The sequence below is a fragment of the Brumimicrobium aurantiacum genome (assembly GCF_003402975.1).
In the GTDB taxonomy this organism is placed as follows: domain Bacteria; phylum Bacteroidota; class Bacteroidia; order Flavobacteriales_D; family Crocinitomicaceae; genus Brumimicrobium; species Brumimicrobium aurantiacum.
On the sequence record NZ_QURB01000002.1, the window covers coordinates 1 to 22,375 of the forward strand.

A 22,375-nucleotide genomic window follows, 5' to 3' on the forward strand; every position below is an offset into this window, starting at 1 on the left:
GGTACAATACAGAAAGATTACATTCATCTCTAGGGTATGTTTCCCCTCTAGAAATGGAAATTAAGTTAAGAGGGAAAATTAATAAAGTGGCTTGATAAAATTTGTCACAAAATTAGTAGGAATTCCAGGTCGTCTGTTTGAAGATCCAGCACTTTTTGCGCGACTTCTGGGTAAGTATTAAAATTATAACCCTCTAATTTTTGCGCGATTTCCGCAGCTAAAGGGTCGGGGTTCCATTGGATAATATTTCCGCTAGGCGTTTGACCGACTGAAGGTATGTTATTCATATTGACAAGAGGCGTATTAAAAAAGGTCTTCGCCTGTTTCAAGAAATACAAAAAAACAATTATCACAATTACAATAATTAAGAGTTTAATAGGGTCGCTTTGTTTCTGGTATAATTTTTTAAGATCCATTTTATTAGGCTTTTTTGGTTTGGCGCGAAATTAGAATTACAACTAAAGCTGATACAATGATCGCGAGCGATAAATAAATTATAGAACGTGTTGAAATTTCTACGTCAAAATTTAAAGTTGGTAAAGAGTAAGGCTCCATATTATTTAAGTTTTGAAATCATAAATACAAACATTATTAATACCAATACGGCGCCACCTATATACAACCATTCTTTTTTTATTTTAGAATCACCTAAACAAGAAGTACACGGCGTATTTTTTTCTCCAGAAAACGGCGTTACTGTATTCATATCCGTAGCCTGTGAAGTTTCTACTTCCGAGTTTTTCGTATTGGTATTTGTATTGTGTTTGGTTGTTGTTTGCTCTTCGTTTTTCGTATTAACGGGTTTAATCAATTCTTGATTGACTAAAAAATCATCGTGCTGAACGAATGCGGCGTTATCCTCAATAATTGAAGACGCCACGCTTATTTCTAAATTATTTTCTTCCATTATTTACGTTTTTTTTTCTTGATTTTTGAACGAACGATAAAAAAAGTTATCGTTAACAAAAGCAAAGCGACACCAGCCGCGATTAATAAAGTTGCTTGGTTTGCTGATTCAACCTTGCTTTTACGGGCTTCGCTTTCTGCTATTTTAACAGCGCTTTCAGCTTCGGCGGTTGCTTCAACAGAATCAGCAGTTAAACCTTGTTCGGCTAAAATTACATTTTGCTCTGCGTTGGAATCAATAAGGTTTCTAAATGTCTCGATTGAATCATTTAAACTGGAAACCTGACTTTTAAGGCTGCTTATGTCTTTCTGAACATCTTTATAAAGGTTCATATTCTTATTCCAACCTACTAAAGCTTCCTCACGCTTAGCTTGTGAAGCCATAGCTTTTAATCGTTTTTCGTACAGCCGTTTCCAGCCGTCAGCTTGACCTTTATAATATGTGTAGTCTTTTTCTTTTTTCGCGATTTGAGCGTTTAAAGCAGTTATTTCTGCCTCATGCTCTGCAATTTTTTGGAGTGTGGTTTCAGTTGCCATTGTTATTTATTTTTAAGTAGGAAAAACATTACAACTACAACAATAAGCGCAATAGCTACAATTGCAATTGTTTTTTGATTTGCGGCGCGATCTTCTGCGGTTGCCCCAAAAGTTGGAGCATATTGAGAAAACATATTTTGATTTTGCGCTAAAGCGATCTGATCATTACGGTATTTATCCGAAAAAACAGATGCTAATTGTCCAGAATTCTCAACCAATTGACCACCAAAATTAAACACGCTATCCCAATTAAAACCGCCTGATTGCTCAGTGCTTGGCATAGCGTTTCCACTCGTAGTGTCGACAATTGGAGTTTCAAAATTTGAAATATTGGAAGTCGGTAAACTGTAATTATTTAAAGACATAATTTTTTTTTTGATAAAAAAAAGCGCCTCTAGTAAAGGCTAGGGCGCTTTTTTAAGGTGAATAAAAAACGGTTTAAAAAAAACTCTTCTTATTTCGTTTGAAGCCTTTGACCAGCCGCTAAAATATGAGCGTTAGCAATAGCACCACGACGGCGAAGAATATGAGACGCAGAGAAACCTACACCAATATCCCAATTGATTTGCATTGCTGAATTTGCTTTCAATTTGAATAGGATCACCACGTCAGACGCTAAAGTCAAAACTTTTCCTTTTGCTAAAAGTGGAATCTCCACTCTGTCGTTTTGAAATTGTCCCGCCGTTACGTAGTCACGTAAGTTAATAGACATTGCGCCGTTTGATCTCTCAAATGGAGAGATTACAGACTGCTCGATCACAGTAGAAAACTGTTCTTTTTGATTTGATTGCAAGTTCATACGAACTACTCTCGTAGGGTTTGATGCTACGTAATTCATCATGTATTCAATCGGTGACGCAGAGTTCATCGACGAAGACGTTAAAACTCCAGAGGTTCCCCCGTCTGGATCTGCTAATCCTGTGATTGCTGTACCCTCATCAGATTCGATAGCGCCATCTTTGGTTATGAAACCATCGATTCCCGCAACCTTACCTTTTAAAGCCGACGTTGTCATCCCTAACATTAACGCTGGCGAAAATGCTACTACTTTGTCTACTGCTGACGTGTTTTTCAATTCCATTCCGAAATCTTTACCCGTCTGGTGCTCGCCCTTAAAAGATCTAGCGCCTTTAAAGTCGAAAATATCTCCTTCTCCTGTATACATTTTTTCTTTTTTTTTTAATTCTTAAATAATTTAACTTTTGCCTAACCTACAACAGGATCGTTGTTTACTTCTGTTGTTTCTGTGTTTTCTTGCGCTTCTGGAACTGGCGCTGGTGCCTTTGCTGGTGCTGGACTAGATGAGCCGCCGCCTAAACGTTTTAATTTTCCGTTCTCCAGTTTAGCTGGGTAGAATAATTGAACCGCTAAAACTGCAACGAGCAGTAAAACAACTGCGATCATTAACACGTTTTTCGGCTTTTTTCTTGTGATTTTTTTTGTGGGTGTAGCCATTACAATTTCTTTAATTATTTTTTTGCTTTCGGCTTCAAATATTGGAAGGAGTTAAAGAACGGTTTGCGGTTTTGTGGATTAGGTTGTTAAAGCTTGGTTTTAACTGTCTTTAAAGGTGTTAACAAAAAAAAGCCCGTACAAAATGCACGGACTTTTTTTTAAAAATTCATGTCTTGTTTTGATTATGTCACGGAGGTTTATAAATTCTATTAAGTAAAAATACTATTAAAGCCAATAAGAAAAATGCAATGAAATATACATTAAATAGCTTTTTAAGACCTTGAAATTTTGGAGGTTCTTTGGTTTGGAATTTCGGAACCTCTCTAATAATATCATTTTCAATGTAAACAGTATCTCCAACGCATTCACCGTCTAAATAAATAATACTGTCTTTATATAGCAACTTGACTTTTAACCTGTCTTTCGTTAAATACATGGTATCCTTAGTTATTCTAAAAATTGTATCATGTTTTATTGTTGGTACATAGACAGTATCAAAATATGTAAACGTGTCAACAACTTTAATCGATTCGAATAAATAAGGGTGTCTTTTCTCAAAGCGTTCAAGGCGTTTCATCGGTGAACACGAAAACAAAAACGCTAATACGAATAAAAAAACAATTTTATTTTTAATATTTTTCATAAAGTTCAATCGAGTTTAATTCGTGTTTTTTACACGCTGGAAAAATCAAATTTTTAGAAACTTCTGGATCTGCAGGACGGTTGCAAAAATCACATTTAATAAAGGGCTTTTTTTTCGGTGGTTTTTTCATGTTTAAGCGTTTAAAGGTTCGCCCCAAAACTCTTGGAATTTTCTATAAACAACGTTCGGCACAAGTTTACAGCGTTTTTTATAACCTAAAGGCTTCAACTCTTCATATAAATGAACATTTAAAATTTTTCGAAGCGTTTCGCCCGAAAATTCATATAAATCACAAATTTCCGCTTTTGTTATTGTTCCCCTTGTTTTATGTGATGCTTCCATGGTTAATTAATTAATAAAAGCGGTTTGCTTATAATATTGATCTGTATTTTTTTTAACCTGTTCGTATAATTCCAGAATATTATCGTCTTCGTATTTACTCATTATTCGCTTTGGCTTGTCTGCGGTATGAAATAAAGTAAGTAGATCAGAACCATCGACAATTTCGGCGTTTGCTTTTCTTAATGAGTGAAAAACATAAACGGCGTCAACGTTTTTTTGCTTCGTGTCGTAAAGAATAGCTTTATCTTCATTGGTTAATTTAGTTGCAAAATATTTTGTTGCATCTTCAAAGATCAAAAGTGTATTTGTTACATATTTTGAAATTTGCGATTTCATATAATCGAAGTCACTAGAATAAATTCTATATATTCCAGATTTCCAATATTTCAATTTTTCAAAAGGAATTACAGGAATAGGAATATTTTCCCATTCTGGATTTTTATAAGTTTCCATTGTGTGCCAGCGTGAATTATCGTAAGTGTCAACAATTAACACTTTTGGCAAATTGGTTTGTTTAACCAATTCTTTTAAAAAATCTGTCTTTCCTGTTCCTCGATTTCCGCAAACGGTTGTAACTAAATTGTCACGCATAATTTTAAATCATTACAATGTTAATTAATCGACCAGAAAGAACTTTAACCAATCCAGCGCCGATTGCTAAATTTTCGTGAACGTCTATACCTTTTTTAGCGCAATACTTTACTGTCGACGGCTTTAGCGCTGCTACGTCAATCTCAGAAAAGGGTATTTCTTCGCGAATTTCGCGTAATTTAGAATCAAAAACTTCATACTGCATAGCTTCGGCGTTTTCTTCTTCGGTCATTTCTTCGCCGTTGGTTTTTTTGATAAACGAAGCTTTTAATTTATTTAATCGCTCTTTACCTCCGAATCGTTTCTGTAATTTAATGAAAGATACAGGCATAAAAATACCCTGTTGAATAACGTCTAAAATGTCGATAGCGCTTTCGGCGCTTTCTTCGGCGTCAAACTCGTCATCATCCTCTTCCTCTTCAAATTCGTCATCTTCGTAAACTTGGTTTAAGGGCGCTGTAAAATCATCGTTAGGGAGTTCCTGTTGCTCTTCTTGGTCGAAATTTGTTTTTTGATCCGTGTTTTCTGGTCGTGTTTTAGTGGGTGCGCTTAGTACGTCCGTTAAAACAACCTTTTCTAATAGATTATCCATTGTTTTCTGTTTCTGCCTGTATTTCTGCGATTAAATTTTCATGTTTCATAAGAAGCGGCTCAAACTGAGATAAAAAAGAAAAACGTTCTTCAAGCGCTGAAGAATTAAACATCATGGAACTAACAATGTCTGATAATGTTCCCATTACTTTCTTTTGTTTGGCGCGCTTGGCTTTTTTGATTTCTTTTTCTGTTGCGTTTGGATCCACCTTTAAATCTTTAGGTTCTAAATTGAGTGAAGCCAGCATTTTTAAAATAACGCGGGTAATATCTTTTAGATCTTCGTCACGATCTTTCAGTAATTTAATTAACTCTGTTTTTTCTAAATTTTCGTAGTTCATTACATTGATCTTTTACGTTTCATGAATGCTTCTCCAGTTTCTCCTGCATTACGCATAGAACCTGTGTGTTTTGTTCTTTCTGTTGTCTTGGCTTTATGGGATGGGATATTGTCAGCTTCAGGAAACTCACCTTTTGTAAAAGTTTTACCTTCTTTTGGTAATTGACCTGATAATATCTTGGCTGCTCTAGCAACTGCATCCTCCCATTTTTCTCCCTCCTTGCGAATTTCCTTCGCATAGGTCATAACATTTGGTTTTGACATCTTATTGTTATTTATAATTGATTACTATTTATTTAACCCCTGTGTACCAACCACCGTTGAATGAAATTAAGTTTCCAGAATCAAAAAAGCAGTTTTTGAACATTTCAGTTAATGTTTCAGGTTCTTCTTTTTGTTTTTTGAATTCAACAGATCTATTTGATCTTACCAATTCTGCCATTTCCAATTCATCGGATGACAATTCAAATTTGATTTCATTTGAATTTGATTCTACTGGATCAGCTTCAGTTTCTTTTTCTGTTTTGTTTTTTTCGCTTTCATCATGTCGAAGACGTTCGGCCAGTAAATCATTCAACTGTCTTTCTGAAGCTTCCAATTTTTGAGCTGTTTCCAAACTGTTTTCACTTTGGTTTCGAACTGATTCCAGTTCGTTTTCAAGTGATTTTACTTTGGTTTCAGCTGTAATCAAATTGTTTTCAGCTGTTTCCAAATCGGTTTCAAGTGATTTTACTTTGGTTTCAAGTGATTTCAATTCTTGTAAAATGCCGAAAACAACATGGTTTCCATTTGAAAACGTTGTTTCTAACTTCTCCTGGAGCTGATCAGAAACTTCTTGAAGTTGGTTCCTTTCAAAATCTGAAAGTTTAACTGCTAATTGTTTTTTTGGTATTTGATACATTTTGTTTGTTTATTTAAAGTTTATTATCTTTGTCTTAAAGGCCAAGGGATATGTACGACGTGTAAGCTATAAAAAGCCATTGCGGTAATCCTGAGGCTTTTTTTGTTCTATTACCGCATGATCATAGTACATTTCTCCTGAGTTGGTAGATCGAATAAATGTTATTACATACATATTCTCATTATCTATACTTACTTCTGTTAAAAATTTAATTACGAATAAAACTCCTTTAGACTTGCTTCTTTCAATGGAATACATTTTTCCATGTCGTAATATTTGATCTATTTTAGATACGCATAATACTTTATTGAAGCCCGCTCCTCTAGCAAACAAGGCGTGTTTTGCTCCTTTTTTGCTAAGTTTTATTATTGCTCCTGAATTAGAATTAATTACTTTCTTCCCTTTTAACTTGGTGTCAAATATTTCTAGACACTTATTTTTAAGATCGTTAATCGATAAGTCCTTGTAATATTTAGGATATTTAATTTTTACCATACTCCTTTGTTTACTGCTGTTACCAGATGTTATCAGAATGAAATCAATTTGATTTCGTTTGATACCATTTTGATATCATTTTGCTTTCATTCTGATACAAATGTGATTACACTTTGATTTTTAAACAAGGGTTTTTGGAAACCGTACCATAACTAACAACTATTAGTAGTGGGATATGGTACTAGTAGTAGTTAGAAATGGTACTCATCGTACCAAATTCTGATACTCGAGATGTAAAAATGAAATAGGAGAGAGGTATAAAAAGTTGATTCATAAAAACTCGAAATATGTCCTACTACAGCTACTACTTACTACAAAAAGCGCTATAAGCCTTATAAACATTGTGTAGTAGCTTCTATATAACCATAAAACAATCCTACTACACCAGTATTTATAATGGTTTTGATAGTGTTCTATTTTTTTGTAGTAACTTGTAGTAAGATTGAAAAATAAATCCTACTACACTCAAACCCCTTATAAATACAATACCTATAGAATTTTGTAGTAAGTAGTAGGATTAAATGTTGTTTTTTTTTGTTTTAGTGTTAAAAAACCTTTTTTTTTATTAGATTTACCTATCAAGTTTTATTTAAATCTTACTACATGATCAGGAAAACCACTAACATAATATCGTCTAATATAAAACTATTCAATTACAGATAATTTAACTCAAAAAATCAATAGGAATGATTATAAAACTACTTTGGAAATTTAAAATAGTAATTATTTTTTTACTCTTTGTTTCATGTGCCTCTTCTTCTAAGATCAATAGTCTAGAAACAAAAATTATACAAATTGAGAATGAAGAACTGAAGCTATTCTCTAAAGCAGATACAAATTCTTTAATTGCTAACACAATTAAAAAAGGTACTATCTTGTTTCTAAGTTCAGAAGAGAATGATTACCAAGAAGTATATACTCGAAACCCAAAATACATTTCACAAGGAGAGTATGAAAAATACAGATATTATCTTCATAAATCAAAATATAAATCTATTACATCAAATTATTATAGCTTAAATGCTAAGCTCATTGAATTACCATTTGACCCTAAAAAAGTATATTTAAAAGGTTCGCGAGGTGGCTGTTATTATATTAATTCAAATAACAATAAACAGTATGTTAATCGGAATTACTGTGACGGTAAAATCACACCTCAAATATCCAAACCGAAGAAATCAAAAAGTTATTCTTCAACCTGTGGTGCAAGAACACAATCAGGTGGGTACTGTAAAAGAAAAGTAAGCGGAGGCGGAAGATGTTATCAACACTAAACTTAATCACTCATGAAACAAAAAGTAACCTACAAAAATTTTAAACCTAAATGGTGGATGACTATCTCCAAAATTGGATTTTTCATCTTTTTATATATCTCTCTCACTTATTTTTATGATCGGTTTTGGACTGGTTTCTTTTACTTACTAATAGCTTTACTTTTGTTTCCAAGAACGCATTTTTTTATTTATAAAAAGATGAATGATAAATTTAATTGGATATTTAAGTCTGCTCTTGTATTGGTACTATTTATTGGATCAGGTATTTCAACTTACAATTATGATCAAATTGAACAGGCTGAAACATTAAGAATACGTCTGGAAAATGATAAGGAACGGAAAGAAGCTAAAAGAATAGAAAATCAGAGAATTGATAGTTTGACCTTTTATTATAATGAAGGATTAAACTATTTTAAGAATGAAAAATATGAAGAATCAATAGAGCAAATAAATATTTCATTAGGTTTTGCCAAAGGTGAGAAAGATTCTATTCTAGCAAGAAGAACAGACATTTATTTTAAATCGAAGAACTATCCAGAAGCTATTAATTACTATACCACATTAATCTCTTCTGAGATAAATGCTACTGAAAACTTATACAATAGAGCAGTTTGTTATATAAAAATGAATGAAATAGCTGAAGCTGTTTCAGATTTAAAAGAAGCTATCAAAATTGGGAATGAAAAAGCTGAAGAACTACACGACAAAATAAATCCCTTAAAAAGAAAAGTTTCCCATTATGTGACAAGATGTTGTGACGGTTCAACATCTAGTGCCAGAGGGAGGGGAGCTTGTTCTCATCATGGAGGCGTTTGTAACTGGAATGACCCAGTTTACACAACGTATAGAGAGTATTAAAGAAGTTAAATTGTTATTTAAGCTGTCCCTTTTTGACAACAAGCGTTAATTTTTAGTTTTAATATGAATTGTTACTTATATTTGTAATATGGTTACTACAAAAGCTCCAATAGGTGAAGTAATAAATTTTCTTTATAAAAACGATGGTTTGTATAAAGACGAACCTTTATTGAGAAAAATAAGAAATCTAGTAGATTTAATTATTTTGAGAACTGAAAAAGATGGAGTAGAAAAAACTCTTGGTTCTTTAGAAGATGATTTATTTAAATTAAGATTAGATATTATAAATGAATCTCAATTGTTACAAGACATTACTAAAAACATTAATGATACAATTCAAGATAGGGTGATAGGTCAGTTTGATAAAACTACAAATCAAAAGAAATTAGAGTTAGCATTTGTGAAATCATTAAAAATTTATGGTGAAATCACTGAAAATATTTTAGATAAGATTCCTAATAACTCGTTCTCTTCAATTAAGAATTTTCCCCAACTCAACTATAAAAGTTTCATTGATTTATTACAGAGCTTACCTGGAAAGGAGTCACAATTTATTATATCTTATCTTAAATCCTCAATAACTTTGGATTTTGCTCTAATTGTGGCAGAATTAATATTCGATAATAAATTAAAGCTTAAAAAATCAGAGGTTGAAAATTTAGTATTGACTTTAAAAAATTCTATTGAGGAATATGCTGTGTTTTCAAATAAATTTGGTTTATGGAATCCATCAGATGATGATGAGTCACAATGGATAAGAAATATTAAAATTAGAATTAGTTTATTTGAATCTAAAAACAATTCTGATAATCTAAGTTCAGACGAAATAAGCAAAATATTAGTAGCCTAATGAGTTTTGGATTTACTAGTCAGTTTAAAAAAGATTTTAAAAAGCTTAAAAGTGAGAATTCAAAACTTTCTTCTAAAGTTATGGAGCTCCTTTTTTCTATAGAAGACTGTCTAAACAGACCGCTTGAAGGAATTGGTCAACCTGAATTGTTAAAAGGAAATCTTGCCAGATGTTATTCAAGAAGGATTAATCAGAAGCATAGGCTCATTTATACATATTCCTCAAAAGATAAAATAGAACTTATCTCGTGTTATGGTCATTATAGTGATAAATAAAAAATAACGACCGAATAAAAGCCATTAAAACAGGTTTCTATTCGGTCGTTATATAACGTAGATCACTTCTCCTTTATATAATACCCCTTAATTGGATAATCCTTTTCATCTGTGCGTTGTGATGCCTGTTCGTAACCTAAAATTTTCAGCGCTACACCAACTTTTCGAATAGTAATTCTATTGGATAGTGTTTTCTGATCCAAAATAACCTTCACTTCAGTTGTGGTTTTGAAACAATATTGTTTATCGATTGGAAAACTAGGCAAGTGAAAATACTGCTGGATCAATTCCTGCTCAATTGAACGTTGCATAAACTCAACATTTCTTTCTTCGTTTTCCAATATTTCTTCCCTGGTTAATTGATGCTGAAAACCGCCTTTAAATAAATAATAAGCTTGCGCCCAAATTCGATTGATATCAATATCCTTGTTGTAATCAAAATTTATTTTCCCATCCAATTTAAAAGCTATCCAACGAACGTTACCAGTATGATCACTTAAGAACTCCGTTTCGTTGGTAGAAGCAACAAAATTAGCTCTTCTAATCAATCGTGTAGCACGAGCCGAATAAGGTAAACGAGCTTTTACGGCATCTTTTGACATTACAGATTTAATCGCGTTAATGTCATGTTTGGATAATTTAGATAATTCGTCCAGGTTAATAATGAAGTTTGTACACAAAGCAATTAAACTGTCTTTGTCAAACAAAATATCTTCAGCAATATAACTTTCTAATTCAGGAGGACAAAACCACCTCAATAAAGTCGTTTTACCATTGTGTTGACCCGATTGTACGAAAACAAAACAATGCTTGTTTAATTGAACACCTAGAGAACATGCAACCGATCTAACAAACATTTTCTTTAATTGCGTTTTAAACGCCAATTCATTTCCTTTTTCTACAGGTAAATAATTCGTAAGTTTTTCAATATAGTCAGGTTCGTTTACAGGATCATACTCATCTAAAGAATTGAAATAGTTCGTAAATGGATTATATTCTTCAACAAAATCACTGGCCAACATTGCTTTTAAATCATTAATAGAGAACTTGATATTTCTCTTCTTCAAATCTCTATAAATACTGTATTCGTTAAGTTCATTAATTTTTTTATTATCATCTTCTTTATCAATAAACTCAATTGTATTGGCCACAATGTTTCTTTTAATCTCAAACCTTTCTCTCATATAGTTTTCAACTAATTCCCATTGCGTAGGTGGCTGATTACTTTTGTTTTCGTTTTCGTTAGACATTGTATAAAGCTTTTGTAGGTTTTTGTAATATTCGAGTTTGTTTTATATCCACTTTTTTCATTTCAAAAAGATTGTAGACTTTAACCAGGGAAATTCTTTTTTTATCAATGTAGTTTTGAAATTTGAGCAACTGGTTAATTGCTTCAATGATCTCTTTTCTTAAAAAATCTTTCTTTTCAATATCTTCAACTTCTACTGTTAATTGTAAAAGGGCAAGGTTTAAGTCTTGCACTTTATAATTGATATCAAATATTAATTGCTCCGAATGGAGCGCTATCTTGTTAATTTCTTGCATGATCTTGTATTTTAAAAGATGGTGAGTTGGTTGTTTAAAATGTCTTTGACATCTTTGAAATAGATTATTCTATAATAGCCCTCTTCAGGAAAGTAGGCTTTCATTTCTTCCCAGGAACTAAAACCATCATTTATAGCAAATTTTTCTAATGCGGCTTTTTGTAATCCATAGCTAGATCCACCAATTAAAACAATGTTCCTTTTTGAATGAATATAAACTTCCAACACCATTTTTGCTTTACCTTTTGCAAATTGATGTGGGGTAGGGTTGGACTCCTTCTTTCCTGGATCACCTAACCAAAAATGAATATCCATCCCTTCATTCCAAGCCTTCTTTGAATCCTTTCTTATGGTGTGAATTTTTGATCCCTGGAGTATTTTGTATTTAAAGTCTAATTTGTTAAATGATAGCATCATGGTTTTAATTTTGGATTAGTAGTTGCGTTTCATTTCGTGGAGTTCTAAACCTCTATTTTTTTCAAGGACTTCAAATAAATAACGAATGAATGCGGTATAATCAACTGTTGAAATCGTTCTGAATATTAATCCTTGTTCTTTTTTCTCTAGCTTTAAGCTGAATAGTTTTCTTTTAAAATAAACACTAAGTTTTTCCTCTTTTTTTACTGCGCCTTTTTTAAATTCCTTCGAATTGTTCAATTCAAAAACCCAACCTTCGCAAAGCCGTTCTTCAGTAATTTCTTGTTTTATTTCGTCTATATTATTCATTGGTCTAGTGTTTTAAATTCTTCCCTTAAATCTCTATGTTGATTTTCGTCTTTATAGATCAGATCGTCTACCGTACATTCAAAAAATGATGAGATCACCATTAATTGTTCTGGTCGTACCTCTCTAGGATCACCAACTTTTATGTACTTCCAAGATTTCCATGTGGAATAAGAAATATTTAAAGCTTCAGGGATAAATTGATCTGCCTTTTTATATTCTTTCAAAGGCATCTGTAGCATTAACAGAAGAAAGTTATATTTATACATCATTATAAGTATTGTTTAGATTCATAAGTATTCATAGATTGCTTCAATTGTTGGTGTGCAAATTCCAATTGAGAAGCTCTTAACCGTGCAAACAATTCATTTTCCTGAACATCAATAGTGCTTTTTTTACGCTCTATTTCTTTGGATAAAAGATGAGCCAAGTGTATATAAGTACTTCTTATACCTTCAGTAGAAGTTGAATTTGTGTTTTCTTCTAAGGACTGAAGAAGCTCTTTTATTTTAGAGTACTCTTTTTTCGCAATTGTCTCTTTTTGCTTTATCTCGTCTTTCTTTTCTATTGAGAAGAATGCACCAAAAAGACCTGTAAAACTTAAGGAAATTAGTTTTTTAGCAATTTCTTCTTCTTTATGTTTTAAGTATTGTTTAATTTCTTTCATGGTTCTTAATCTTCAATAGTGAATAATTTCTCTAACTCTTCTTTTTTATAGAAAACTCTTTGGCCACCATTAATGCGGTATTTATTGAGTTTACCATCTTCAGCGGCACGATCTACCGTTCTTCTAGAAACGCCTAAGTATTCAGCCGCTTCTGTAGGTGTAAGCACCTCTTTAAATCTTTCGATCTTCTTTTTTATCATATAACTATTCTTTATTGGTTACAAATTTTCTTTCGCTCAATGCCGTATACAGCTCTTAATGGCGCTATTCTTGCATTATTTTGACAGTCTTGAACAACTTTAGACAAATGTAAAGGAAAACTTTCGATAATCGCAAATAAAAACTGCTTAAATCGCAAATTAAACTGCGAAAATAGAATATGGAATTGAAAATCAACACATTAACTTTAATCACATGGACGTAGTAAAAAATATAATCGAAATTAGGAAACAAAAAGGTGTTAATCAGGAACTTATCGCTGATGTTCTTAATCTAGATATCTCTACTATTAGTAAAATAGAGAAAGGAACTCGAAAGTTGAAAGTAGATGAACTTGCAAAAATCGCAGAATGTTTGCGAGTAAGTGTTATCGATTTATTCACTTATCCAAAAGTTTTTGTTGATAAGGAAAGTATTGAAGATGCGGATCGTATTTCAGTTACGTTCGAAGTAAGTCCTGATAAAAAGGATTATCTGTTGAGATTAGTAACTAATGAAAAATAGATATGCAATCAAAAATAAGACATTACACTTCAATTGCTGAAGAATTAAGGATTTCCACCCTGATTTAACAGAGTTTGAAAGACTGTCATTAGCAGTTGGAATAGAACGAAACATGATTATTGAAAACGGTTTAAATGTTAGCAGAAATGATCAATACCCTGCTTCTTTAGAAGCTATTGCAATTGCTTTAGGGTATAAATAATAATACATAAATATATGAAAGTAGAACTTGAAAACATTGATTTAATGCTTCCAACAGAAGAAGAAGCTGTAAATAGGACATTTACAATTGAGGATGATGGAGAAATTTTACAAATATCCTTTTTAGGTGAAGATGATGATCAGAATGGCCTTATCTCTTTGACAAAGGATAATGCTTCCATATTAAGAGATGTTTTAACAACATTTCTTAATAATAGATTAAAAGATTAAATACCATATTTCGTGATACCCTGTGATACGAATCATCTAGAAGTACTGCCAAAAACGAATTTTTCAAAACCTTTCGGGCTCACTAAGAATAAAAGCCTTCACGATAGTGAAGGCTTTTTTCATTTTATAAAAGTCTGAGCATTTCAAAGAAATGTTCAAGGTTTTATAAAATGAACCGTAGCGAAGCAAGCTCATGAAGACCGTATTTTTTTATATGACTGAATAAAAAGGACTAGAGTTCTGAAAGAACTCAAAGCTTTTATTCGGAATTAGGAGCTGTTTAGGATATTTAATCCTTTCGAAATAAATTCAAAGAAATGTTCAAGGTTTAAGAAGATCTCAATTTTATAATAGTTTCAAATATTAAAAATCCCGTCTTAAAGCAAGAATTCTATCAAAATTCATTCACTTTGTTTTAACGAACAATTTCTTAATCTACTTTAACACCAGTTTTTATCCTCTGATTTCCGAATTGATCCATCACCTTAAAGATGTAATAACCGTTTTCGTATGCAGATAAATCAATGACTGTAGATGAATTAAATTGTTCTTCGATTAGTAACTTACCTTGAGTGGAATAAACTTTTACTGAATTAAGATCACTATTTTTCATTGAAAGTTTGAAAATTCCTCCTGAAGGATTAGGATAGAGATTTAAATTAATAATTTCACTTTCGTTATTTAAGGAAACATAATTTTCATCTTCTTGGATTGTCCCTAATCGATTTACAATCCAATTATTTGGATCAATAACTACATTGATGACGTTTCCACCTATATTTGAGAGCGTAAAATGATCATCATTACTTGAAATATCTAATCGAATTGTTGTATCTGGCATTCCTGTTCGGTCTAAACGAACTTCAAGTGGTGTAGTAAAAGTAGGTGTTGAGCTCGATGTTGTATGACTTATATTCAATGCTAAATCATTTCCAATGTTATTAAAAACTGCATTATAGGTTGGAAATCCTTCTCCGAAATACCATTGTTCGAATGCAGCATCGAAATTAACATTAGTAGCAGCATTTAATTGATCTCTAACATCAAGTCCGATCGCAACACTGTCTTTAAAGTCATCCTGAAACTCACTTAATGTTTGAAAAAATAATGAATCATCATTGAACATAAATCTTAGTGTATGAACAAAAGCAGCTCCTTTATCATAAGAAAGGCGTCCGCTAAAAATTGATGCAGGATTTAAGCTGTCTGAAACCCAAATACTCCCACCAGGAGCTGACATAACATTATTGTGGATATTTATCATGTTACTTGCAGTTTGACCAGGATATAAATTTTCATACATCAAATGGCTACAATAAGTAGCAAAACCTTCATTTACCCAAATGTCAGACCAAGAAGCACAAGTTACATTGTTTCCCCACCATTGATGACCTAATTCGTGCGCTGTTAAACTATTACTATAAAATCCAATTTGAGTTGTCATGGTTTGATGTTCCATTCCTCCACCAATTGGAGCCATACAATGTCCATATTTTTCATCATCAAAAGGATAAGGCCCAAAGAGGTTAGCAAATAGTTCAATGAAATCTACTGTCACGTTGATATCATTTTCATAGTTTTGATAGTTAGGACTATCATAAACAAAATTTTGAATTAATACAGGTTGAGACGCTCCAACAGGATTAGCATAAACATTATATTCCTCATAATCAGCTATGGCTACAGAAATTAAATAATATGCGATTGGATGTCTGTGAAACCATTCATATCTTGTTGTGCCATTTCCTAAATCAACTGAATTTTCAAGTAAACCATTCGAGCCAGCCATACAGATATCTGGTACAGTAATTTTTACAGAAACACTATCTGCTTTATCTCTTAAATCTTGTTTACATGGCCACCATTCATAAGCAGAAAATGGTTCTGAGAGTGACCAAGTGACTTGATTTCCGTATGTACTAGATGTCTGATTCGATAACCCTGAACCTCCAAATGGAGTAGAGGAAGCATCAGGAGCTGTTCCATCGTAACTTATTTCCAATATAAAATCCTCCCCTTGATTTAAATTTACTGGTACTGCAACTACCGAATTATGTCGATTAAAGGAAACAGTATTATTATATAATTTTATCTCCGGAATATTGAAACCAGAATGCAATTCAAAGATTACAGAATCCAACGACTCCAACGTTTTCCCATGAATCTCAACTATTCCGTCGATATCCTTAGATAAATGATCCATCTCTAAATCAAGAGCATAAAAATGAACATCATATTTCTTTGCTTTAGCAATATATTGCAAAGACAAATTTGGACTTTTCGTTAAGTGTTGAGTAAAAGCATCTCTTTTTGAACAGTTTAAATGCTCTTCTTGCGCATAACTAAAGTCATTTGATAAAAAATTAAACCCTATTAAGATTAATAAATAATAAATCTGTTTCATATATTTCCTGTATTTAAATAGTGAATATCATTGAATACTTCATTTAAAAATAGATATAAATGAAAGGGATTCGTTATAAAATGTAAAGTATTGATTATACGCTGTTTTTGATTGATTTAACGCTTGATTTCCCATCAACTATTTGATTATTTTCGATCCTCTTTGGATTTAAAGTTACTACTGTTCCTCATCATTATCATTTGTAAACAGGCCTTTAAACTTTTCCCAAAATGTTTTTTCATCTTGCTCATTGGCAATGTCTTTCAAGCTAATTGTATTATCTACCTTAACTTTGTAGGCTTCAACAAATGCATTTCTAAATATATTTACAATCGTTGTTCCTAATTCGACATCAGGATTATCAATATTTCCTGAAATAGGAATTTTTGTCCCCGTCTTATCTTTAGGTATATTTTTTGTGATGTTGAATACAAGTCCTACAACCGCTTGCCAAAAAGTATTTAAGACAGGAACATCTTCTTTAATATTCAAGACTTTGACATCTTGTAAAATGGGTTTAACATATCCTTTAACTTCACCATTGAGCATTGCAAATTCTGTGGCTAAACCGAAATTACCCTTTTCAAAATCAAAATTGGCATATGCTTGAGTAAATTCATTTAATTCAGTTAAGTCTACATCTTTTACATCTAGGTTCAAATCCATATCTGGTAAATCCTTCAATATGTTTAATCCTCCATTCACATGTAAATTTCCTTTATTCAAAACTTTCGAGGTCAATTCTAGACTTGAAGGTAATTTTTCTTCTAAATCAGTAGAATTAGTAAGGTTTTCTACTTTTAGTTGAAGTTCAGTTAGTTTGAGGTTCACAGGAGGTTCAGCGACCATGTTTTCAAATTCAATCTGTCCATTGTTAATGACAAACCTATTTATTTTTAAAGGAATAAAATCGATAATTGGCTCAACCCAAGATGTCCCTCCAGTTTGTTCCTCGTCTTCTGATTTACCATCGGCAAAATACAACTCTAATTGTTCAAGAATTACCTCACTTACAATTGAACCGTGAAATATTGCATTCCATTCTATTGAGATATCCGCATTTTTACAATAGACAAAGGGTTTTGTTACTGAATTTTCTGTAACTTTAATTTCAAATTCTTGCAATACCATTGCTCCGCGTATAATTGATAAGTCTAAGTCGCCCAATGTACATTCATAACCTTCAACTTCATTTACAGCAGCTACTAATTTATCTTTGAGTAAAAAAGGAAGATAAATTCTAAAAGCGACTAATATTAATATTATAGAATATAGAACAATTCGAAGTGTTCTTCTTTTACGATTGGTAGGAAGTAGTAAATTTTTTATTCGGCTCATATTGGAATTTTGTTTTTAGTAATTTTGCAGAAAAGTGACAGGCTTTCTTATGTCCCATATAAGTTAATATTATTATTTAAATTTCGGCGTAGTATTCAGCGAAGTAAAGTGAGAATAATTTGTAATTATTATTGCAGATAAAGATCACTAAATAGTATTCATGATATAATTGCATCCTTGATTTATAGTGGTTTGCACTTCCTTTTGACCTTGTTTATAAATTAGATTTTATTGTTATTTCTGAGTAATTGTATTTAACACTTTTTATACCTTATTGGCATATAAAACACCTGTAAATAATTCCTTTTTTCATTCAAACTGATAAAGTAGACGATTTCCTTTTATTGGTTGGTTTAGATAGATTGGTTTCTCTATATTTGTTTAAAATATTAAATATTATGAAGAAAACTTTATTTTTATTAAGTGGTTTGTTTATTGGATTTGGTTCAATGGCACAAGTAAAAACTCCACAATTAAGTCCAAGAGTTGAGATCGAACAAACTGTAGGATTAACAGAAATCGAAATTGATTATTCACGTCCTTCTTTACGCGGAAGAGATTTACACAAAGAAATTATTCCAGTAGGAAAAAAATGGCGTTTTGGTGCAAACAAAAACACTACAATTTCATTTGAAACTCCAGTTAAATTTGGTGGGAAAGATGTAAAAGAAGGTGAATATGCAATGTATGCTGTTCCTGGTGAAAAAGAATGGAAGATTACCCTTTACAGTGATGTAGAAAATTGGGGAATTCCAAAAAAATGGGAGAATGAAAAGGTTGTTGCCGAATTAATGGTTCCTGTTACTAAATTGAAAAAATCAGTTGAAACATTTACAATTTCATTTGACAACCTAACGATTAATGATTTTGATTTGAATGCATCTTGGGGGAACTCAATGTTATCAATCAAGGTTGAATTGCCAACAAATGAATTAACAGTTGCTTCTATTAAAGAAACAATGAACGGAACTCCAACAGAGCGTGATTATTATAGTGCATCTACTTATTACCTAAATTCAGGTACAGAGTTGGAAAAGTCCTTAGAATACATCAACAAAGCTATTGAGTTAAAAGGTGACGCACCTTTTTATTACGTACGAAAGAAAGCTATAATCTTAAATAAACTAGGGCGTAATGAAGAAGCAATAGAAGCAGCAAAGGTTTCATTGAAAAAAGCTACTGATGCAGGAAATGCTGATTACATTAGAATGAATCAAAAATCAATAGAAGAGTGGAGTAAATAATTTTCTGCTTATTCTCAATAAAAAGGGGCATTTCTTATAGTGATGCCCCTTTTTATTACTCTTTTCTGTCTATATTTCTGTTGGAAATGCTGTTTTATATTCTGTGTATCGAATAAATATAGAACGAACATAATTGTATGTTTCAGAACCTCTCATATATCCATAGTAACATACTGGATCATGATAGTATTTTGGATTTGAAAGATTCTTAATATAAATCTCAACATTGTCATCCCATACTAATGGATCTTTTCCATATTTTTTTGCCAATCGCTGTGCGTCTAGGACGTGTCCAATTCCAGCATTGTACGTTGCAAAAGTAAACTTTACACGTTGAATGGAATCTGGAATACTTTCCCATTCGTTATAGTTTTTTACAATTTTTCTAATTCCGCCATCAATTTGTACCGTAGGAGGAGAGTCTGGATACACTCCGAAGGTTGGACCAACCGTCGGCATAAATTGCATTAATCCATAAGCTCCTGCCCAAGACTGTAAACCTAACTTAAACTTCGATTCCTGATAAATTAAAGCAGCAATCAATCTCCAATCCCAATTGTATTTTCCAGCGATGACTTTTATGGTTTGGTCATAAGGTGAAATCTTTGTTCCACTGATGGAAGAATAATCACTCTTCGATTTTGATACATTTGATGAATTGTTAAGGTATTTATATTTAATATAGTTGAAAGTTGAAGTTTTCATAAAGTCTTCCAACCAAGCATTTAGTTTTTTGCGCAATAGGGGACTTTGTTTCCTTACTCCAAATGCAATTCTTTGTTTTACGCTTAATTCTAAATCAACATCTATATTTTGAAAATATCGTTTATTGATCGAAGCAACATTTTCATCTGTAACAGTAAAGTCGATGAAACCTTCAGAAACCATTTCAATAACATCTTCTGGAATAACGTTTCCGTCCAATGGTTCTATAATAATGGTATCTCCTAATTCGTCCTGTAGATTGACTAATCGATCATAGTAACTCGAGTTTTTCCATACATGAATCGTTTTTCTCGAAAGTTCTGCAGGGTCTTGTATCACATCTTTCTTCCAATCACTTTTACGTCTTGTTCTCCAATCTTCTGGTTTTCGTTGAACTAATACTTGAGAGGTTCTCATAATCGGAATTGTAAAATCAATTTTACTTTTCCTTTCTTTGGTAACGGTATAATTACATGCGATAATATCTCCTTCGCCGTCATTTAAATTCTCAATGATGTTATCTAAGTCCTTAACAACTTTAATCTCTAATTTTACACCAAGTTCTTTTGCGAATTCATTTAGAATCTCATATTCAAGTCCCATTTTATGCCCTCTATATATAAAATAACTTGTTGCACTGTTCTCTGCTAGTACAGTTAGCTTGTTGTTTTTTAGAATTTCACCAAGATCACCCTGTTTTTCGATTGTAGCCTTACCAATTACCTTTTCCTTATTAGATTGGTTGTTTTGGCAGCTAAATGCAATTACAGTAAGTAGTGCAAGACAGATTAAAACGACATAATGTAAATTTCTTCTTTCGACCAAAATTTAGTTTTTAGATTACTTAAATATAAGAAAAAAAATGAATAAACTTAAATTTTCTTAATTCAACAATTCTGATTTGTTTATCAAACAGTTACGATAAAGGATTGTTTGAGTTCTATTTAAAATGATTTATAGCGTCCTCCATGAATTGATAGAATACGGTGGTGATTTCTTTCTCGTTACTTACGAATACTTCAGTGGCTTCATTTAAATTATTTTCAAATGAAATTCTTTTTGATAAACCTGTTGATGCCATTGTTAATCCTTCAAGGTATTTATACCGTTTTAAAAAATTATGCTCAACCATTGTTTTGATTAAAGTCTGAAAATGCTCTGGATAAACAAAGTCTTCCCCTGAAAACACCAAGTTTTCATATTGAAGTGCATAGAATGTAAAACCATCAATAAAGTCATTCAATTGATGGGAACTGAATTTACTCCAGTTTTTAGCCAAAAGATGATCAAAATATAAGTCGATTGCAATTCCTGCAATTTTTGGTAATGACTTATAAAGTTTTAATCGAAGTTGAGTGACCAATGGATGATGATCGATGTAATCATCAATTTGTCGGTGGAGTAGGACCCCTTTCTGAACAATTAAAGGTAAGTAAGTATAATCTTTTCCTTTAATAAAGTCGCCAAATAAATTGGCGACCATTAATTCATGATTTTCCTTTGAAAAATAAAGATGTCCTAAATAATTCAAATACTAATAGATATATTTTCCAGCTCTATTTACTGTAATGTCATAGATCAAAGCAACCTCAAATCCTCCAATACTTTGAGAAGATGGTAACATTGAATTGATGTTTGAATCATATGAAGCTGCAATCGTTAATCCTTTGAAAGAAAATTGAGCATTAACTACAATAGCATCTCTCAAACGGTGATAAAGACCAAATGAGAATACTGTTGGAGTATAAAAACCAGTTCTTTTCGATGCGTCTTGAAGGTAATAATCGAAGTTTGTACCAAAAATTATGTTTTGATTTGGTCCTTGAAATACTGCAAGCGCTTGCGGTGAAATACCAAAGTAGCTATTGTAAAATCTGTGACTCATTCCAAATTGACCAACATATCTGATATACAGATTATCTTGAATATTATAACCAATTCTTGGCTCTAAAACATGATTGGCTGAGAATCCGAAATATACCTTATTTGATTTAGATGTTTGATGTTTATAGAAAATACCTGCACCTAAATCAAAATTAGCAACGGAGATGTTTGGAATTCCTTCTGGATTTATACTTTGGTCGAACTCATAACCATTCCATTGGTTTTCCCAGTTTAACACACCGTTTCCTACACTACGTTGATATACTCCAGGTGAAACACCAAGAGAAATAGAGTTTTCATCATTAAAATAAATGTGGTAAGAAATCGGAACTTTAAAGTTGTTAACTGCATAGCGTCCATCTCCACTCACATCATTGATGAAAGTAGCACCAAGTCCAAAGTGATTTTTCTTTCTTTTTGACTCAAAAACTTTTCCTTCAACAGATGCTGATATCGTTCTAAACGGTGAGTCTGTAACACTAAAGTACTGGTTTCTAAAATTTGTAAAGACCCTTAGATCATTGTCGTTTGTTCCTACTGCAGCTGCATTGTGTTGCATGTTGTTTTTAAACCACATACTAAAGTTAGTACCTTGTTGTGCTGTAGCAAAAAGCACGGTAGTTAAAGCGACTGTTATTAAAGTAAATTTCATT

Annotated in this window: 32 protein-coding genes; 7 read left to right on the top strand and 25 right to left on the bottom strand. The window is 32.1% G+C overall.

Annotation, left to right across the window (positions count from 1 at the left end; all coding sequences use genetic code 11):
* Window positions 1-556 precede the first annotated feature (556 nt).
* From DXU93_RS03270 to DXU93_RS03330, 13 genes are all read right to left on the bottom strand, one after another.
* Window positions 557-907: a hypothetical protein gene (locus tag DXU93_RS03270; RefSeq protein WP_116879833.1), complete on the bottom strand. Its 351-nt coding sequence runs from the start codon at window positions 905-907 to the stop codon at window positions 557-559.
* On the bottom strand, window positions 907-1,443 hold the full coding sequence (locus DXU93_RS03275; RefSeq protein WP_116879834.1) for a hypothetical protein: 537 nt from the start codon (window positions 1,441-1,443) through the stop codon (window positions 907-909). The genes DXU93_RS03270 and DXU93_RS03275 overlap by 1 nt, the downstream gene beginning before the upstream one ends.
* Window positions 1,444-1,445: 2 nt before the next feature.
* The gene (locus tag DXU93_RS03280; RefSeq protein WP_116879835.1) at window positions 1,446-1,808 is read right to left on the bottom strand and encodes a hypothetical protein; all 363 of its coding nucleotides are present in this window, start codon (window positions 1,806-1,808) and stop codon (window positions 1,446-1,448) included.
* An 89-nt stretch (window positions 1,809-1,897) separates the two neighbouring features.
* Window positions 1,898-2,518, bottom strand: coding sequence for a hypothetical protein (locus DXU93_RS03285; RefSeq protein ID WP_123776030.1), 621 nt, complete (start codon window positions 2,516-2,518; stop codon window positions 1,898-1,900).
* 131 nt (window positions 2,519-2,649) lie between these two features.
* Window positions 2,650-2,898 (bottom strand): hypothetical protein, encoded by a 249-nt coding sequence (locus tag DXU93_RS03290; protein ID WP_116879837.1) that lies wholly within the window; start codon window positions 2,896-2,898, stop codon window positions 2,650-2,652.
* A 187-nt stretch (window positions 2,899-3,085) separates the two neighbouring features.
* Window positions 3,086-3,541 carry a hypothetical protein gene (locus DXU93_RS03295; protein ID WP_116879838.1) on the bottom strand — a complete coding sequence of 152 codons (456 nt, stop codon included), beginning with the start codon at window positions 3,539-3,541 and terminating at the stop codon, window positions 3,086-3,088.
* Between the two features lie 132 nt (window positions 3,542-3,673).
* Window positions 3,674-3,883 (bottom strand): hypothetical protein, encoded by a 210-nt coding sequence (locus DXU93_RS03300; protein ID WP_116879839.1) that lies wholly within the window; start codon window positions 3,881-3,883, stop codon window positions 3,674-3,676.
* A 6-nt stretch (window positions 3,884-3,889) separates the two neighbouring features.
* Entirely contained in the window at window positions 3,890-4,474 is a 585-nt protein-coding gene (locus DXU93_RS03305; protein ID WP_116879840.1) for a hypothetical protein, read from the bottom strand.
* 4 nt (window positions 4,475-4,478) lie between these two features.
* On the bottom strand, window positions 4,479-5,066 hold the full coding sequence (locus tag DXU93_RS03310) for a hypothetical protein (protein WP_116879841.1): 588 nt from the start codon (window positions 5,064-5,066) through the stop codon (window positions 4,479-4,481).
* The gene (locus DXU93_RS03315) at window positions 5,059-5,406 is read right to left on the bottom strand and encodes a hypothetical protein (protein ID WP_116879842.1); all 348 of its coding nucleotides are present in this window, start codon (window positions 5,404-5,406) and stop codon (window positions 5,059-5,061) included. The genes DXU93_RS03310 and DXU93_RS03315 overlap by 8 nt, the downstream gene beginning before the upstream one ends.
* On the bottom strand, window positions 5,406-5,669 hold the full coding sequence (locus tag DXU93_RS03320) for a hypothetical protein (RefSeq protein ID WP_116879843.1): 264 nt from the start codon (window positions 5,667-5,669) through the stop codon (window positions 5,406-5,408). The genes DXU93_RS03315 and DXU93_RS03320 overlap by 1 nt, the downstream gene beginning before the upstream one ends.
* A gap of 28 nt (window positions 5,670-5,697) precedes the next feature.
* Window positions 5,698-6,306, bottom strand: a complete 609-nt coding sequence (locus DXU93_RS03325) for a coiled-coil domain-containing protein (protein ID WP_116879844.1) — start codon at window positions 6,304-6,306, stop codon at window positions 5,698-5,700.
* 66 nt (window positions 6,307-6,372) lie between these two features.
* Entirely contained in the window at window positions 6,373-6,801 is a 429-nt protein-coding gene (locus tag DXU93_RS03330) for an LPD3 domain-containing protein (protein ID WP_116879845.1), read from the bottom strand.
* Window positions 6,802-7,487: 686 nt separating this feature from the next.
* Between DXU93_RS03330 and DXU93_RS03335 the strand changes: the two genes are divergently transcribed.
* The 4 genes from DXU93_RS03335 (at window position 7,488) to DXU93_RS03350 (ending at window position 10,058) form a co-directional block, all read left to right on the top strand.
* Window positions 7,488-8,075, top strand: coding sequence for a hypothetical protein (locus DXU93_RS03335; protein WP_116879846.1), 588 nt, complete (start codon window positions 7,488-7,490; stop codon window positions 8,073-8,075).
* A 12-nt stretch (window positions 8,076-8,087) separates the two neighbouring features.
* Entirely contained in the window at window positions 8,088-8,933 is an 846-nt protein-coding gene (locus DXU93_RS03340; protein WP_116879847.1) for a tetratricopeptide repeat protein, read from the top strand.
* 88 nt (window positions 8,934-9,021) lie between these two features.
* Window positions 9,022-9,783 carry a hypothetical protein gene (locus DXU93_RS03345; RefSeq protein WP_116879848.1) on the top strand — a complete coding sequence of 254 codons (762 nt, stop codon included), beginning with the start codon at window positions 9,022-9,024 and terminating at the stop codon, window positions 9,781-9,783.
* Window positions 9,783-10,058 carry a Txe/YoeB family addiction module toxin gene (locus DXU93_RS03350; protein ID WP_116879849.1) on the top strand — a complete coding sequence of 92 codons (276 nt, stop codon included), beginning with the start codon at window positions 9,783-9,785 and terminating at the stop codon, window positions 10,056-10,058. The genes DXU93_RS03345 and DXU93_RS03350 overlap by 1 nt, the downstream gene beginning before the upstream one ends.
* Before the next feature lie 62 nt (window positions 10,059-10,120).
* Here the strand turns inward: DXU93_RS03350 and DXU93_RS03355 are convergent, their stop codons facing one another.
* From DXU93_RS03355 to DXU93_RS03385, 7 genes are read right to left on the bottom strand one after another with little or no spacing between them, the layout of a single operon-like run.
* On the bottom strand, window positions 10,121-11,308 hold the full coding sequence (locus DXU93_RS03355) for a VapE domain-containing protein (RefSeq protein WP_116879850.1): 1,188 nt from the start codon (window positions 11,306-11,308) through the stop codon (window positions 10,121-10,123).
* The gene (locus tag DXU93_RS03360; protein WP_116879851.1) at window positions 11,301-11,603 is read right to left on the bottom strand and encodes a hypothetical protein; all 303 of its coding nucleotides are present in this window, start codon (window positions 11,601-11,603) and stop codon (window positions 11,301-11,303) included. The genes DXU93_RS03355 and DXU93_RS03360 overlap by 8 nt, the downstream gene beginning before the upstream one ends.
* An 11-nt stretch (window positions 11,604-11,614) precedes the next feature.
* A complete protein-coding gene (locus tag DXU93_RS03365) occupies window positions 11,615-12,019 on the bottom strand; it encodes a hypothetical protein (RefSeq protein WP_116879852.1) in 405 nt (134 codons plus the stop codon).
* Window positions 12,020-12,034: 15 nt separating this feature from the next.
* Window positions 12,035-12,328, bottom strand: coding sequence for a hypothetical protein (locus DXU93_RS03370; RefSeq protein ID WP_116879853.1), 294 nt, complete (start codon window positions 12,326-12,328; stop codon window positions 12,035-12,037).
* Window positions 12,325-12,597, bottom strand: coding sequence for a hypothetical protein (locus tag DXU93_RS03375; RefSeq protein WP_116879854.1), 273 nt, complete (start codon window positions 12,595-12,597; stop codon window positions 12,325-12,327). Before DXU93_RS03375 ends, DXU93_RS03370 begins: the two co-directional genes overlap by 4 nt.
* Entirely contained in the window at window positions 12,597-12,992 is a 396-nt protein-coding gene (locus DXU93_RS03380; protein WP_116879855.1) for a hypothetical protein, read from the bottom strand. The genes DXU93_RS03375 and DXU93_RS03380 overlap by 1 nt, the downstream gene beginning before the upstream one ends.
* A 5-nt stretch (window positions 12,993-12,997) precedes the next feature.
* Window positions 12,998-13,192: a helix-turn-helix domain-containing protein gene (locus DXU93_RS03385; RefSeq protein WP_116879856.1), complete on the bottom strand. Its 195-nt coding sequence runs from the start codon at window positions 13,190-13,192 to the stop codon at window positions 12,998-13,000.
* 214 nt (window positions 13,193-13,406) lie between these two features.
* Here DXU93_RS03385 and DXU93_RS03390 point away from each other — a divergent pair, with 214 nt between their 5' ends.
* Together DXU93_RS03390 and DXU93_RS03395 are read left to right on the top strand one after the other, a co-directional pair.
* Complete coding sequence (locus DXU93_RS03390) at window positions 13,407-13,715, top strand: helix-turn-helix domain-containing protein (RefSeq protein WP_116879857.1); 309 nt, start codon at window positions 13,407-13,409, stop codon at window positions 13,713-13,715.
* Between the two features lie 216 nt (window positions 13,716-13,931).
* Window positions 13,932-14,147: a hypothetical protein gene (locus DXU93_RS03395; RefSeq protein ID WP_116879858.1), complete on the top strand. Its 216-nt coding sequence runs from the start codon at window positions 13,932-13,934 to the stop codon at window positions 14,145-14,147.
* 430 nt (window positions 14,148-14,577) lie between these two features.
* On the opposite strand, the gene DXU93_RS03400 is transcribed toward DXU93_RS03395, so the two are convergent.
* Both DXU93_RS03400 and DXU93_RS03405 read right to left on the bottom strand, forming a co-directional pair.
* Complete coding sequence (locus DXU93_RS03400) at window positions 14,578-16,551, bottom strand: M1 family aminopeptidase (protein ID WP_116879859.1); 1,974 nt, start codon at window positions 16,549-16,551, stop codon at window positions 14,578-14,580.
* Between the two features lie 177 nt (window positions 16,552-16,728).
* The gene (locus tag DXU93_RS03405; RefSeq protein ID WP_116879860.1) at window positions 16,729-17,889 is read right to left on the bottom strand and encodes a DUF748 domain-containing protein; all 1,161 of its coding nucleotides are present in this window, start codon (window positions 17,887-17,889) and stop codon (window positions 16,729-16,731) included.
* Window positions 17,890-18,287: 398 nt separating this feature from the next.
* Between DXU93_RS03405 and DXU93_RS03410 the strand changes: the two genes are divergently transcribed.
* Window positions 18,288-19,133 carry a DUF2911 domain-containing protein gene (locus DXU93_RS03410; RefSeq protein WP_116879861.1) on the top strand — a complete coding sequence of 282 codons (846 nt, stop codon included), beginning with the start codon at window positions 18,288-18,290 and terminating at the stop codon, window positions 19,131-19,133.
* A 69-nt stretch (window positions 19,134-19,202) separates the two neighbouring features.
* On the opposite strand, the gene DXU93_RS03415 is transcribed toward DXU93_RS03410, so the two are convergent.
* The 3 genes from DXU93_RS03415 to DXU93_RS03425 form a co-directional block, all read right to left on the bottom strand.
* Complete coding sequence (locus DXU93_RS03415) at window positions 19,203-20,663, bottom strand: MltF family protein (protein WP_116879862.1); 1,461 nt, start codon at window positions 20,661-20,663, stop codon at window positions 19,203-19,205.
* 115 nt (window positions 20,664-20,778) lie between these two features.
* Entirely contained in the window at window positions 20,779-21,369 is a 591-nt protein-coding gene (locus DXU93_RS03420; RefSeq protein ID WP_449374870.1) for an acyl carrier protein phosphodiesterase, read from the bottom strand.
* Between the two features lie 3 nt (window positions 21,370-21,372).
* Complete coding sequence (locus DXU93_RS03425) at window positions 21,373-22,374, bottom strand: PorP/SprF family type IX secretion system membrane protein (RefSeq protein WP_116879864.1); 1,002 nt, start codon at window positions 22,372-22,374, stop codon at window positions 21,373-21,375.
* Window position 22,375: the final 1 nt, after the last annotated feature.